This is a genomic window from Dyadobacter sp. HNCC25DJ184 (assembly GCF_056895215.1).
The window spans coordinates 131760-145172 of sequence record NZ_JBXHAQ010000002.1 but is presented as its reverse complement, the minus strand read 5'-3'; the positions used below and the strand labels follow the sequence as shown (position 1 = coordinate 145172).

General features: G+C 44.2%; 12 protein-coding genes. 1 reads left to right on the top strand and 11 read right to left on the bottom strand.

Features of this window, described 5'->3' with window-relative positions; genetic code table 11:
* Positions 1-190: 190 nt before the first annotated feature.
* The 4 genes from AC1XUD_RS03515 to AC1XUD_RS03500 are packed head-to-tail and all read right to left on the bottom strand — an operon-like array spanning position 191 to position 4697.
* On the bottom strand, positions 191-1486 hold the full coding sequence (locus tag AC1XUD_RS03515) for an enolase C-terminal domain-like protein (protein ID WP_483359573.1): 1296 nt from the start codon (positions 1484-1486) through the stop codon (positions 191-193).
* Positions 1487-1537: 51 nt separating this feature from the next.
* Positions 1538-2410 (bottom strand): NAD(P)-dependent oxidoreductase, encoded by an 873-nt coding sequence (locus tag AC1XUD_RS03510; protein ID WP_483359572.1) that lies wholly within the window; start codon positions 2408-2410, stop codon positions 1538-1540.
* A gap of 40 nt (positions 2411-2450) precedes the next feature.
* The gene (locus tag AC1XUD_RS03505; RefSeq protein WP_483359571.1) at positions 2451-3914 is read right to left on the bottom strand and encodes a GntP family permease; all 1464 of its coding nucleotides are present in this window, start codon (positions 3912-3914) and stop codon (positions 2451-2453) included.
* Positions 3915-4697 (bottom strand): HpcH/HpaI aldolase family protein, encoded by a 783-nt coding sequence (locus tag AC1XUD_RS03500; protein WP_483359570.1) that lies wholly within the window; start codon positions 4695-4697, stop codon positions 3915-3917.
* Between the two features lie 286 nt (positions 4698-4983).
* On the opposite strand from AC1XUD_RS03500, the gene AC1XUD_RS03495 reads away from it, so the two are divergent.
* On the top strand, positions 4984-6411 hold the full coding sequence (locus tag AC1XUD_RS03495) for a BNR-4 repeat-containing protein (RefSeq protein ID WP_483359569.1): 1428 nt from the start codon (positions 4984-4986) through the stop codon (positions 6409-6411).
* Positions 6412-6476: 65 nt separating this feature from the next.
* Here AC1XUD_RS03495 and AC1XUD_RS03490 read toward each other — a convergent pair whose 3' ends face one another.
* The 7 genes from AC1XUD_RS03490 to AC1XUD_RS03460 form a co-directional block, all read right to left on the bottom strand.
* A complete protein-coding gene (locus tag AC1XUD_RS03490; protein ID WP_483359568.1) occupies positions 6477-8366 on the bottom strand; it encodes a monovalent cation:proton antiporter-2 (CPA2) family protein in 1890 nt (629 codons plus the stop codon).
* Positions 8363-8962: an NAD(P)H-dependent oxidoreductase gene (locus tag AC1XUD_RS03485; protein WP_483359567.1), complete on the bottom strand. Its 600-nt coding sequence runs from the start codon at positions 8960-8962 to the stop codon at positions 8363-8365. The genes AC1XUD_RS03490 and AC1XUD_RS03485 overlap by 4 nt, the downstream gene beginning before the upstream one ends.
* A gap of 35 nt (positions 8963-8997) precedes the next feature.
* Positions 8998-9717, bottom strand: a complete 720-nt coding sequence (locus AC1XUD_RS03480) for a hypothetical protein (protein ID WP_483359566.1) — start codon at positions 9715-9717, stop codon at positions 8998-9000.
* A gap of 300 nt (positions 9718-10017) precedes the next feature.
* Positions 10018-11013 carry a bestrophin family protein gene (locus AC1XUD_RS03475; RefSeq protein WP_483359565.1) on the bottom strand — a complete coding sequence of 332 codons (996 nt, stop codon included), beginning with the start codon at positions 11011-11013 and terminating at the stop codon, positions 10018-10020.
* Positions 11014-11303: 290 nt separating this feature from the next.
* A complete protein-coding gene (locus tag AC1XUD_RS03470) occupies positions 11304-11900 on the bottom strand; it encodes a dihydrofolate reductase family protein (protein ID WP_483359564.1) in 597 nt (198 codons plus the stop codon).
* 129 nt (positions 11901-12029) lie between these two features.
* Positions 12030-12536, bottom strand: a complete 507-nt coding sequence (locus AC1XUD_RS03465) for an SRPBCC family protein (RefSeq protein WP_483359563.1) — start codon at positions 12534-12536, stop codon at positions 12030-12032.
* A 271-nt stretch (positions 12537-12807) separates the two neighbouring features.
* Entirely contained in the window at positions 12808-13266 is a 459-nt protein-coding gene (locus tag AC1XUD_RS03460) for an SRPBCC domain-containing protein (protein ID WP_483359562.1), read from the bottom strand.
* Positions 13267-13413: the final 147 nt, after the last annotated feature.

Here is a 13413-nt window from a genome sequence, read left to right as displayed (position 1 = left end):
AAAATGGTTTCGGTGGATATCCTTCGATAAAGAAATATTTTTTGGGAATCTAATGACGATATGACTTGAGTGCCTCGCTTTGGAATTTTTTCTTGGATTGACAAACGCTTAGGCTTGCCGATATTTTGACCGTCTGCTTATTATCCATTTTCCGCCCAATAGTTTGCCTTTTAACTCTGAAGTTGCAGCATTACCAGCGCACCGCCTCAAATTTCCAACCAGGTATCACTTTTTGCATTTCAATTTCGTCATCACGCTTGGTAAGTCCGCATGCGAGATAATTTTCGTGAAGTTTTTTTAAAGCGCTACGATCCAGTTCCACTCCCAGACCAGGGGCATTGGGCACGGCCACCGCTCCATCCTCAAATTTGAAACGCCCGCCAATAATTACTTCATCAGACTGCCAGGGATAATGCGTGTCCAACGCATATGGAATTGATGGTAAAGCCGCTCCTAAATGCACCATTGCAGCAAGTGATATACCCAAATGACTGTTGGAGTGCATGGAAAGACCACGTCCGAATGTTTCACATATACCAGCAAGTGTAATGGACGCTCGCAGTCCGCCCCAAAAATGGTGGTCACTCAAAATGATATCTTCTGAGCCGAGGGCAATACTTTTCGGAATATCCTCAAAAGACGTGGTACACATGTTTGTTGCAAATGGTATATCGACCTGTTTCCTGACCGTCGCCATGTTTTCCTGTCCACGCACCGGGTCCTCGAGATATTCCAGAATTCCTTTCATTTCGTTGCCATATTGAATTGCTGTTTCTACCTTCCAAATCGCATTGGGGTCAATTCTTAAAGGGATATGATCACCAAAAGCTTCATGCAATGCAAAAATGGAATCGACTTCCACGCGGGGTTCAAAAACGCCGCCTTTCAACTTAATGGATTGAAAGCCAAACTCTTTGCACATTGCCTGTGCCTGCATAACGATCCCTGCGGGATCAAGTGCGGCTGCTTGTCTGGCTGCAGCCCAACCGGTTGCATGAGGATCTGTATTAAATGCCAGTTCACCACCTGCACCTTCATATTTGTAAAAAAGATAAGCAGCAAACGGAACGCTATCTCGCATTTTTCCGCCTAAAAGATCCACGACGGGTCGGTTCGTGACTTTTCCGATGATGTCCAGACAAGCTACTTCCACCGAGCTAAAAATATGAACCAGTTTGCGCTGGTCCCAGGGAGCATCGCCCCGTTGAAGTGCTGACTCTTTTCCAAAATGATTGGTCAGAATCGCACGAATTTCATTTAACTGAAAAACATCTCTTCCTATAAGCAGGTCACGACTTTCAGCCAGTGCTTCGTCAATACTTCTGTTTCCGGGAATCTCGCTGATGCCGGATATGCCATCGTGGGTTACTATTTCGAGAATGGTTCTAAGTGCATATGGCGCATGCAAACCAGCTGCGTTGAGTAGCGGAGGATCGACTACGGCAATTGGCGTTATATGTATTTCTTTTATCGTTGGGCCACGCATATCTGCTTAATTGAATTGTAATTGTCTGAATAGTAGATCCTTATATTTAAGCTATTTCGAGCTTTCATTCCTGACAGCCAAAAAAAGAGAGCTATGATCAAGCTCGCCATACCCGCCGTCAATTACTTTGTCCATTTGTCTGGAAACGAGCAAGGCCCCAGGCAGCGACGCTTTGAGCTCTTCTCCTTCTTTTATGACTATATTCATGTCTTTTTGATGGAGCCTGATCTTAAAACCCGGTTTGAAATTCTCGTCAATTATTCGTTGTCCATGGAGATCCAATATTCGGCTTTGCGCAAAACCACCCAATAGTACTTCTCGCATTTTGACAAGATCCACTCCCGCCAGAGAGGCGAGGTTAAATGCTTCACTAACAGCCTGTATTGTCACTCCGACAATCAGCTGGTTACATGCCTTCGTCATCTGACCGGCTCCCGCTTCACCAATTCGAACTATATTCTTACCCAGATTTTGGAAGATTTGCAAAGCTCTTTCAAAAGCCGTTTCTGTACCGCCGACCATGATCGATAAGGTAGCAGCTTCCGCACCAACCTGCCCGCCCGATACCGGAGCATCCAGCGCATCAATGCCTTTTTCCAATAGTTTTTGGTAAATATTTTTAGAAACGGAAGGTGCAATTGTGGACATATCGATGATCAGCTGACCAGGCGATATAAACTCAGCCACACCATTTTTACCCAGAATAATTTCTTCAACTTCGGGCGAATCAGGTAACATGGTGATAATGACCGAACTGTTTTCTGTTAGCGATTTCAATGAATCGAAAACGAGGGCACCTTCTTCACTTACGGCCGTGGATTCTTTACTGGTCCTCAGAATATTGACGGTATATCCAGCTTTTAACAGATTGATAGCCATGGGTTTGCCCATAATTCCCAAGCCTATAAAACCAATTTTCTCCATTTTCTTATTTTTTTAGTACCTGAGTTAGTGAGCCATTTTCTTAAACAAGTGGAAATATTTGTGCGGCTATCAAAAGGACGATAATGCCTACTGTTCCCATGACAACCAGCATGGGTGAAAAAGTCCTGAGTGCTTCTCTTTCTGTGAGATTGCTGATTTTTACAATGATCCAAAAGCCGGCATCGTTCATCCATGGCACTATTTTGGAACCGCATCCAATGGCCAGCCCCAGGTATATCGGATGAAATTCAAGATGGGTGCTGGTTGCAAGTCCGGACAGGATACCCGAAGCAGTAATTAACGCAACCGTTGCAGATCCCTGAGCGGTACGAACTACTGCGCTTATGACGAATGCGAGGGGAATGAGTGCCATTTGATAGTCTTTCGTCAATTCTGCGATTCGAATACTGATACCGGTTTGTTGTAATATTCCGCCAAAAGCTCCCCCAGCGGCTGTAATGAGGATTATGCCACCACCACTCATTAATGCGGTTTGAACAAAATGAGTCATACCTTCCTTACTGCCTTTTTTCTGAATTATCAACACGGCCAAAGCGATCATACCCCCGCAAACCAAAGCAATGTTTTTGTCTCCAAAGAGTTTGAAAAATGCTACAATCTGGCTCGTAAGTGCATGGTTTTCAGAGATATAATTGCTGCTGGAAAGCCAGTTTAGAATATTGTCTCCACAAATCAGAATCAGTGGAACCAGGACGGGTAGGAGGGATATAGTCAATTTTGGTAGTTGGGCGTCAGTTTTGTCGGCAAGGGCTTTGATCTCTTCCAAACGTGCGTCGGCAGAATCGCGGAGCATAATCGGCCATTTCTTATTCAGATATGCTGCGAAAAGATATCCGACAGAAATAGTGATGAGTCCTAGCAAAGTCCCTCCAATCATCATCATCCCGATGGGAATATTCATTTCGCCAATCAAAAATAAAGGCCCTGGTGCTGGTGGAACAAAGGAATTGGCCATAGCTGCACCGCCAGTAATTGCCAGGACAAGCAGCAGATAATTTTTCCCGACACGCATCGATACGGCCTTTGCGAGTGGAATCATTAGAAAAATGACAATGTCAAAAAATACTGGGATGCCCAGGAAAAAGCTGCTGATCAGAAAAGCGATCGGCGCATTATTGACACCCGTGGCTTTTAGCATAGACCGCACAATTCGCTCCGCCGCGCCGCTTTCCAGCATGCACTTACCGATTATAGCCGCCATCGCAATCAATATCCCGATTTTTGCACAGGTGTTTCCAAATTCTGTCGCTATTCTAGTTCCTATGGTTTTGTCGGCCAATGCCTTGGCAGTTTCCGGAGTCATTCCCTTATCAATTCCAAAATTGATAAGGGCACTCTCGGGAGTTAGCAACGCGACAATAAATGCGGCAATTAGTAGTGAGAGAAAGGGGTGAAGTTCAAGCACAATAATGCCACCAACGACCATCACCACTCCGACGAGGAGGATAAAAAGGGGGTCTTGAAAGATAAAAGCTATAGCCATTCAGGGTTTCGATTGAAGAGCGGTGCGGAAAGCGTTCAGTTTTTGGGTCAGGTTTTTCGCACCATCCGCGACAAAGGTCGCGTCTGCTCCGCAGCCTATCATCCGTATACCGATTTCATGGTACTTTTGATATTCATCAGGATTGAAGAATAATATCCCTGTGGCTTTTCCGGCTTTATTGGCGGCGGCCACAATTTTCCTGACTGCATCCAGATATACTGGATTGTCAAACTGACCGAAAATTCCGAGCTCCATCGTCAGGTCTGCCGGCCCGATGAATAACACATCGATGCCGTCGATGGCGGCAACTTCGTCGAGATGATCAAGAATTTCTACGGTTTCGATTTGCGCTATCCCCAAAATCTCATCCCGTGCGTTTTTATAGTACTCGTTAAAAGTTTGACCAAACCGGGTTGCACGAACCATCTTTGCAACACCCCGGCCACCCAAAGGAGGATACTGCAAACCATGGGCGAATCTTCGAGCAGCGTCCGGCGTTTGGATTTTCGGACACATAACCCCTTGCGCGCCCATATCCAACACTTTTTGTACACGAGCGCCCTCACCACTTTCCACCCTGACGAGTGTAACGGTTGGCGTATGCTCCAATGCCTGCAACTGGGAAAGTACACCGTTTTCTGAGCCGGAACCATGTTCCAAATCAATCAAAACCCAATCAAAACCGGCTAATCCAACGATTTCAGCGGTGAGCGGGCTGCCTATATTCAGCCAGCAGCCATGCACAGTCTCTCCTTGTTTGAGCCTGATTTTGATGTTTTTCATACGTGTTTGACAGTCAGTGCTTTCGGTGAGACATATATGCCTAAAACATGGTTGTGTCTAAGTTTTACTTTATATTTCAATAAATGTTGAGAAGGCAAACAACAAGACATTTAAAGCGCTTTGCCGTTTTTTTATTAAACTCGGGATATGCAATTAAAATTTAGATCCACACGGACGCAATGGAGACCATCCGTCGATACTTAAAACTTGGTTCCTTTGTGTCTTAGGGGCAAATGAAATTTAACTTGATACTAGCAATTGTATTCAGACTTATTTTTTAACTGATATGAATTTTTTGAATTCTCGACCAATAGCGATGAAAGTGCTGTTACTCCTGATATTTTTATTCTTGGGTAGTTTTGTAAAAGGGCAGGATTACGCAGATAATCAAGAGATTAGGAAGATAAATGGCTATCGGGGAATATGGTTCGAGTTGGGGCAGAGATCCGAATATGGGGATAAATATTCGGGCGGGCTGGGTACTTATACAGCCAAACATGCGCCTCTTGCCATATATGCGCCTGCTGCGCAAAAAACCTTTTTCGTCTACGGTGGTACTACGCAGGAAGACCAAAAACATTTGTTATGCATGATCGGCAGCTATGATCATAAAACGAAACTGCTATCTAAACCGGTAGTGGTTTACGACAAAAAAGGTGTAAACGATCCACATGATAATCCCAGTATTGCTCTGGATGACAGCGGTTTTGTTTGGGTTTTTGTGAGTGGACGCGGGAAGGTTCGGCCGGGGTTTAAATTTAGAAGCAAAGAACCTTACAGTACCAATGGTTTTGACCAAATAACTGAGGAGGAACTTACCTATCCGCAGCCCCGCTATATTTCAGGAAAAGGGTTTGTGCACCTTTTTACCAAGTATTCCGGCATTCGGGAGCTGTATTTTGAAACTAGTCCTGATGGACGGGTGTGGTCGGAAGATAGAAAATTGGCTGGAATTAAACGGCCAGAAGATAAAAATAGTGGTCATTATCAGGTCAGTGGGCAATATGGAGAAAAAGTGGTAACGTTTTTCAACTGGCATCCGAATGGCGACGTTGATCAACGGACTAATGTATATTATCTGCAGACGACTGATTTTGGCAAAACCTGGACGGACGTTTCCGGGCATGAGATATCGTTGCCTGTGACAGATGTCAATTCGCCCACTTTGCTGAAGGAATATCACAGTAAAGGCAAAAATGTATATGTCAAGGACGTAGCGTTCGATGCAAATGGAAATCCGGTCTTGTTATTTCTGGTGAGTGGTGGCCATCAACCCGGACCTAAAAATGGCGCGCGGGAATGGTCTGTTTTACATTGGACAGGTGAAAATTGGGAAATGAACAATGTGACGGATTCAGACCACAATTACGATATGGGCAGCCTTTTTACCGATGGGAAAAAATGGCAGGTGCTCATACCAAGCGAAGATTCTCCTCAAAAGTGGGGAGCAGGTGGCGAAGTAGTGATCTGGAGCAGTTCTGATGAAGGGAAAACATGGAAGAAAGAAAAACAAATCACCCTTAACAGCCCAAGGAATCATAATTATATCCGCAAAGTGGTAAATGGAAGCGACGATTTCCGGTACTTCTGGGCTGATGGTAATCCTGATATAATGAGTATTTCGAAGCTTTATTTCGGCGATAGCAAAGGCAGGGTTTGGGCAATGCCATATGATATGAATGAAGAAAATGGCAGACCAGAACGAGTGCGGTAGATTTCTGATACCAAGTTGAATATCAGAAATCTACGAATCTACCTCACGTGGCGATAAATTGAAACTCACTCCTCCGGCTTATAGTCTTTGCCAAACAAAACTTCCCGCAAATGAATGCTGTCCCACGAATGATCGTCGGAGGAGAACTGCTGCATCAAATCTCCTTGTAAAAGGCCCTCCTGAATTTCGATTTCCTTTTTTACATGGATCGCATATTCTTTCATATCATGTCGCGAGCTGATCAGAGTGGACATTGCTCGTTCGTCGTATTCGATAAATTTCAGGCCTTGTCGGGTTGCGGTATGTCTTCTGAAACCAGCCGCTGCGAGCACTTCAACTGCCAGATGCACTGCCGTATATAAAGTCTCTCTGAATGTTTTATCAATGCCCATTTCCATCATTTCATACGCGTCGAAACGATTCCTGGCCCGGGCGAAAATCCGGATATGAGGAAAATGTTTGGTTACGGTATGAATCAGATCGTAGTTGGTTTCCGGCGAGTCGATGGCAGCAATCAGGATATCGGCTTTTTCAATGCCGGCCGATTTGAGCAAATCCAGGCGTGTGGCGTCTCCATAATATACCTTGAAACCCATTCTACGGAGTAATTCCACCTGATCTGAATTGCTGTCGAGGATGGTGGCCTCGATTCCGTTGGCCCGTAACAAACGCCCGATAGTACTCCCGAAATGACCAAAACCGGCGATGATCACACTATGCTGTTCATCTATCTTGTCCGCCTCTCGCTCATCAGGATTTTGTTTTACGCCAAAATTTGGTGCGATGAATTTTTCGTTGAACAATAGCAGGAGCGGGGTAGTCATCATACTAATTGCCGTCACCGCGGTTAGTTTACCAAGCCACTCATCTCCAATGATTTCGAGCTGCCCTGTAAATGATAATAGCACAAACGCAAACTCACCAACCTGACTTAAACCCAGCGAAAAGAGGAAATTCTGATCTGTTTTTAGCTTGAAAATTTTTCCGATAACAAATAAGACCGCGAACTTGATAACGATCACTGCGACTACCAGCATCGAAATTTGAGCAGGTTCGGCCATAATTAAATGGAAGTTGACCGACGCTCCTACGCCCATAAAGAACAATCCCAATAACAGTCCTTTAAATGGCTCGATATCACTTTCCAGCTCATGCCGAAACTCGCTGTTTGCCAGGACGACTCCCGCGATGAAAGTGCCTAATGCCGGACTGAGCCCTACCATTTCCATCAGAAAAGCGACGGCAACGACCAGTAGGAGGGAGGAAGCTGTGAACATTTCCCGAAGACCGGTTTTAGCGATTAATCGTAGCAAGGGTACTACTACATATCTGCCTAAAACATATATCGTTACCACGGCTCCTATTACTATAACCGTTTGTGCCCAGGCTGGGAGGGTGCTTAACAATGATTCGTGTTCTGACGAATTATCTACGGATGTCACAGCCAGTAAAGGCAATATCGCCAGGATCGGGATGACGGCAATATCCTGAAAAAGCAATACAAAAAACGATGCTTCTCCTGCCTGTGTTTTGGAAAGTCCTTTTTCTTTTAATGTTTGTAAAACAATTGCCGTTGAAGACATGGTCAGTGCCAGTGCAATCGACAACGCCATCGTCCAGTCTTGGCCCATCAGCATGAAAAGACCGAAAAGTAATAGGCTGGTTGCAAGGATCTGTGAAAGACCAAAACCCACAATAGACCGGCGCATCTGCCAGAAAGTTTCAGGCTCAAGTTCTAAACCGATCAGAAAGAGCATCATTACAACGCCAAATTCGGCGACGTGCATAATTCCTTCTCCTTCCTGACCAATAAAACCCATCACAAAAGGGCCGATGATAATTCCCGATATGATATACCCAAGCACGGAGCTCATACCGATCCGTTTCGCTATGGGTACACAAAATACCGCGCCCGCAAGATATACCAGTGCCTGTTCCAGAAATCCGCTGCTCATGACTTTATTGTTTGGTTATACCAGTCGTTCATGTATTTATGCTTTCTAAGTTCTTCAATATCAATGCCATTGGAAGCCAGATATTTTAAGAAATCTATATAGTCGCTCGCTGCGTTTCCTATCTCTGTTTTGCTCATACGATGACTTCCGTGAACAGTGAAAGGCGGCAGATATGCCATATTACATAGCTCGGCGGTTCGCTTGAACGGCACCAAAAATTCCTGCAATGTAAATTTGTGAAACCCGTCCGGCGTATACGTGGATTCCGCCCCGCCTGTGGACAAAGCCTGAAATACAACCTTTCCCGCCAGGGCCGTACCGCCAGGACCATATGCCCAGCCAGCCTCGAGAACCAGGTCAATCCATTGTTTTAATACGGCAGGACAACTGTACCAGTAAATCGGATGCTGCCAGATAATGATATCATGGTCGAGGAGCAGCTGTTTTTCAGCAGCGACGTCGATATTGAATTCGGGATAAAGTTCATAAAGGTCCCGAAAAGTAACGTTGTCAGGAAGGTTTCGCACAAGTTGGCGGTGAATCCGGGATTTCTCGAAAACCGGATGCGCAAACAATATCAATATTCTATTCTGCATATTTTAAACCAGTAACGCAGTGATTAAAGCGTGGGTTAAAAATACAGATCTTTTATCTTTTTCTTAGTCTGAATATCCCATTCTTCAAATCTCCTGAGTTCGATAAACGAACCGTAATGCCAATCTGTATTAATGATGATCGCGCCAATCAGAAACAGATACTTCCCCAAAAAGTTGGTTTTGTGCAAAAGCTGGTCAATCATTTTGCCTGACTGTTCGAAAATTACCTCAGTGGTTTCCTTCACCGGCGACGGAGATGAAAGCACCCGTCTCTTTTCGTCAAAGAGAAATCGTTGTAAACTATGCTGCTGAAAGTCATCAAATGGCGAATCTTCCGGATTGATCTGATTATCAGTCAGCCGTTGTAAAGCCAGTGCAGCAGCACCGCAGCAACTTGACTCCGTGTGCTGTCCAACACGGATAATTTTACCGGCTTCTCCGCTGTTGCTCACACCGATATGAGGTGCATAAAAAATCATCGCCGCCCCGTCTTCAGGTATATGTCGCGAAAATGCAGCCACACCCGTCAAACCGGCAAACGGATAGCCGTTCAACCCGCCAAGGTTAAAAGGCCCCAACATTTTCCGGCCTTCCTCTGGATATTCGATGGCATTCACATCGTCCGAGCAAATCGAATGCGCCAGCATAATTTTCTCCGGTGGCAAATTATATCCAGCAAGTGCATTATATATCGTGACAATGAAGTCATTGGACGGAATTGCTTTTGGGTAGTGGTTTCTTACTTTTTCCAGCATGATGGGACGTTTTTAGGTGTGAGCATTTTGGTAGAAAATGAAATCGGTAACGGTAAACCGGCTAAGGGTTAACAGCATAGCTCGTAAGTTTGATGGTTGGGCTTATAAAGTGGTTAAAAAGAAGATTGTGGGATAAAGGACTGTTCATGTTGAATAAGTAGGCAGGCGTTAGCAAACGATCGACACTTTCGAGTCGCGGCCTAGCAACAAATAGCAGGTGTTGGTTTCTGGCAAAATGCAGGTGATCAGCCCTCCTTTAACCCTTAACCGGTTCGCCGCCAGGCAGCGCTGTATTGCTGTTTACATCAAAACATCATCCACCGGCTGCAATGGCGCAGGGATATTATCTTCTTCCAGCATTTCTCTTAAATCGATCTCAATCGTTCTGCATATAGCTGTCATAGGCACGTCGTTAAGTGCATTTTCAAACGGGTTTTCACTTGAGTCACCGACTATTTCCATCGTGTAGAAAACCCAGGCGATAATCATATAACCGGGGATAGCCAGCCATATCAGGCCATCACCCAATTTCGCAAATTCGAATATGAGTCCGAATGGTAGGATCAAAGTGAATAGTTGTACGAAAATTTTACTGAAATATGCATATTGGCGTGGAAACGGAAAATTCTTGATACGTTCCGCAGCTCCTTGCTGATTGTAAAACTCCTGTGTGAGATTCATCAATTGAACATAGGAACGTTCTGTGATCTGAGAATTTTGGTACAACGCATCAAGATATAAGGCCTGGTCTTTCATGATCTGTGTTGCGGGATTTTTGGCAGCCAGGTATTGGGCAACTTCCGCCGCGGACAAAAATTCAAGCAAACTATCCCTCAGCGGTTTTTTGTCTTGTTGGTTTTTTACAACGGCATGTGCCACTGTGCTACTGTCATTCCAGGCACTTTTAGCTCGGAGCTGAATTCGGACAGCGTTTACATACGCGATATGCCGGTGAATCAACTGCACCTGATCTGCATTGAGTTCGGTCGAAGTTTCGTCGGCTCCCGTTTTAACATATGCCCTCACAAAAGCACCCCAGGTCCTGCTCGCGTTCACAAAGGCGCCCCAGATACGTCGGGCTTCCCAAAGCCTTTCGTAAGATGAATTGTTTTTAAAACCTACATAAAAAGCTACTGCAGTGCCAATTAACCCAATCGGAACGAATGATATCCCTATCGAAATCTTGCCGAAATAGGCGATGCTGCATAGGACTGACGCGTATAGAAAGTTGTAAAGAAGCGTTCGCCAGGCAAATGAAAATATGATTCCGGCTTTAATTTCCCGAGCAGTATACATTTTCCCTAAGTTGAGTGAATGGATAAGTTTTCCGAATTTGTTGATTTCGGGAGAGACTTTAATAGGGGCAGTTGTTCAAACGGAAAATTTCAAGGGCAAGACTGGAAAAAGTGGAGCTTAAAGAGTTTTGAATGAGGCAGGATAGGACAATGGCAGAATAAGTGAATGAGCGAAGGGTGGAGCGACCGGGTATTTTGGGTCGACTATGTTTTTTGTTACTTGGCATAGTCGACGGTCAACATTTAATAGCTGAATTCAGCTATTAATATTCTGGAAATATTTCTCTTTTCTCACGCTCCTGCGTTGCCAGTTTTAATATTTCCCACTCGCTGGTAATAAGCAATAATTACTCCCTTTGTTGTGGTCACGCTTTCGGTTAAAGTATATGCCGACGGCATCGAACTGGTATCAAATAGGCGTTTTCCTGCACCCAGAAGCAAGGGGTAAATTTTGAGCCGGAGTTCGTCTATCAGGTCATTTGCAAGTAACAAATGAACAAGTTCGCTGCTACCCCAAACATGAATATCGGGGCCTTCGGAACTTTTGACCTTTTTAATATCTTCAAGATTTTTGATACAAACCGTGTTTTGCCAATCAGACTTGTTCAGAGTATTCGATAAAATGTATTTCGTGCCGCTGTTAATACCGGGCCAAAAATCTCCATGTTCAGGCCAATAGTCCGCCCAGATATCATATGTTTTCCTCCCCAAAAGGTAATCTGCCGGTTCGCTCAGTTCTTTTCTTATGATCTTACCTTCAATGTCATCGCCATAAGGCGCAGTCCAGCCACCATATTTGAAAAGGCCTGATGTATCTTCCTCTGGACCACCAGGCGCCTGCATGACCCCATCCAATGAAATCATCGACAAAACAATTATTTTTCTCATATTGCTGTTTTTAAGTTTTAAACGCGCCATAATGCTTGTCGGCCAGAGCCTGTCGAAGGCCAATTCGTGAAGTTAAATATCTGATAATAAGTGCTTTATAAAAAGGAATAGCTCCAGTCATTCACACATTTACTCATTCTTTTGCCTCGAAAGCACATCATCCAACTGCTGCAGCCCCAAAGTAAAGCCTTCTTGAAAGTTCATATCAATAGTTTGTTCCAAGTCCGGGATTGTATCGAAGGTTAAAAGAATATCCACCTCGACTTTGCTTCCGTTGTCGTGAAACTTGTTTTCCCACAAATTTTGAGGAAACTCAGTATTCATCACGCCGGCTTCATCACAAAACCCGTCTTTCGCCGTAAAGGATTTCTCTTTCTCAATAGCAATGTAAGTGACCTTGCTCCAATGTGTTTCTCCGTCCGGACCAATCATTGCATAATGCCAGAATCCGTTTGCGCGAAAATCCATGGTTTTCGTTTCAACGTGCCAGGGTTTCGGTCCCCACCATTGGTCCAGTAATTCTGCCGAAGTCCATGCTTTCCAAACCAACACAAGATTGGCATTGAATTCTCTTTTTACGTGAATGGTTTTGTTTTCCTTGTTTACCGAAAAATCAAATAGAAGGTTGCTTTTCACTTGTTTTCTCACTTTTAGTGTGGAAATTGGTTTAATGATTTCGTCAGAATCTGTACTATCGATTCTTGTTAAAAGTCATATGAAACTGATTGGTTGCGAATATAAGAGCAACTTTTTGGTTGCGCAAGTTTTCCGTTAAATTTCTGAACTGAGTGTAAGGATTTTTGTTAGACGGGCAGCGTTTGCCTACGAGTAAACGACCGCCACATTGTCAAACCGATCTTATAAGCTGTTTTTAATTCTTTGCCTCTGTGAGATATTATTGAAATCGCTATTCTTCACAGATTTCTTTCAGCCTGTCGAGTGCTTTTGGGTAGCTTTCGTTCATATAATCTACAAAATCCTCTGTAGTGTCTAAGTCAACGGTCACGGTTGTAATCCCGTTGATTTCTTCAAAGGAATAGTTTTCAAATCCGTTTGCCCATTTTTCGACCTCTGGTCCTTCTGTAATTTCCTTATCAGCTTGTACAAGACCGTAATGTTGAATAGAAACAAACTGGTTAAGAATGTTTTCGGCGATCCTGGAAACCATGCCTCCCTTTTCTCCTTTCTCATCTACTCCCACAAATAGGATTTTACTTCCCTTATCCCAATTTCCCTCATAGGTAGATGTCGGGTTAAACAACTTAGTCCATTGTTCGTAAGTTACTTTACTGCTAATGCCAAGCATTAAATCATATACCTTGCTTACAGGTGCATTGATACTTGCTGTGAATTGTAACTTTTCCATAGTGGCAAATATTTGTTTCGATTGATCTTTTAGTGAAGCATTGGCGTTTAGAGTCAGTCAAGACCCGTTGGATAACCAAGCTCCTCATCTTTGGAAGGTGTTGGAATTTCCTTCTTAGTCATATACGATGGTGTATTAGTGGAGCTT

What these genes read in the sequence shown, in the direction of transcription:
- AC1XUD_RS03475 (WP_483359565.1), bottom strand. Translation starts at nt 11,013, where the DNA reads ATGTATACTGCTCGGGAAATTAAAGCCGGAATCATATTTTCATTTGCC.
- AC1XUD_RS03505 (WP_483359571.1), bottom strand. Translation starts at nt 3,914, where the DNA reads ATGGCTATAGCTTTTATCTTTCAAGACCCCCTTTTTATCCTCCTCGTC.
- AC1XUD_RS03480 (WP_483359566.1), bottom strand. Translation starts at nt 9,717, where the DNA reads ATGCTGGAAAAAGTAAGAAACCACTACCCAAAAGCAATTCCGTCCAAT.
- AC1XUD_RS03515 (WP_483359573.1), bottom strand. Translation starts at nt 1,486, where the DNA reads ATGCGTGGCCCAACGATAAAAGAAATACATATAACGCCAATTGCCGTA.
- AC1XUD_RS03470 (WP_483359564.1), bottom strand. Translation starts at nt 11,900, where the DNA reads ATGAGAAAAATAATTGTTTTGTCGATGATTTCATTGGATGGGGTCATG.
- AC1XUD_RS03510 (WP_483359572.1), bottom strand. Translation starts at nt 2,410, where the DNA reads ATGGAGAAAATTGGTTTTATAGGCTTGGGAATTATGGGCAAACCCATG.
- AC1XUD_RS03500 (WP_483359570.1), bottom strand. Translation starts at nt 4,697, where the DNA reads ATGAAAAACATCAAAATCAGGCTCAAACAAGGAGAGACTGTGCATGGC.
- AC1XUD_RS03490 (WP_483359568.1), bottom strand. Translation starts at nt 8,366, where the DNA reads ATGAGCAGCGGATTTCTGGAACAGGCACTGGTATATCTTGCGGGCGCG.
- AC1XUD_RS03485 (WP_483359567.1), bottom strand. Translation starts at nt 8,962, where the DNA reads ATGCAGAATAGAATATTGATATTGTTTGCGCATCCGGTTTTCGAGAAA.
- AC1XUD_RS03460 (WP_483359562.1), bottom strand. Translation starts at nt 13,266, where the DNA reads ATGGAAAAGTTACAATTCACAGCAAGTATCAATGCACCTGTAAGCAAG.
- AC1XUD_RS03495 (WP_483359569.1), top strand. Translation starts at nt 4,984, where the DNA reads ATGAATTTTTTGAATTCTCGACCAATAGCGATGAAAGTGCTGTTACTC.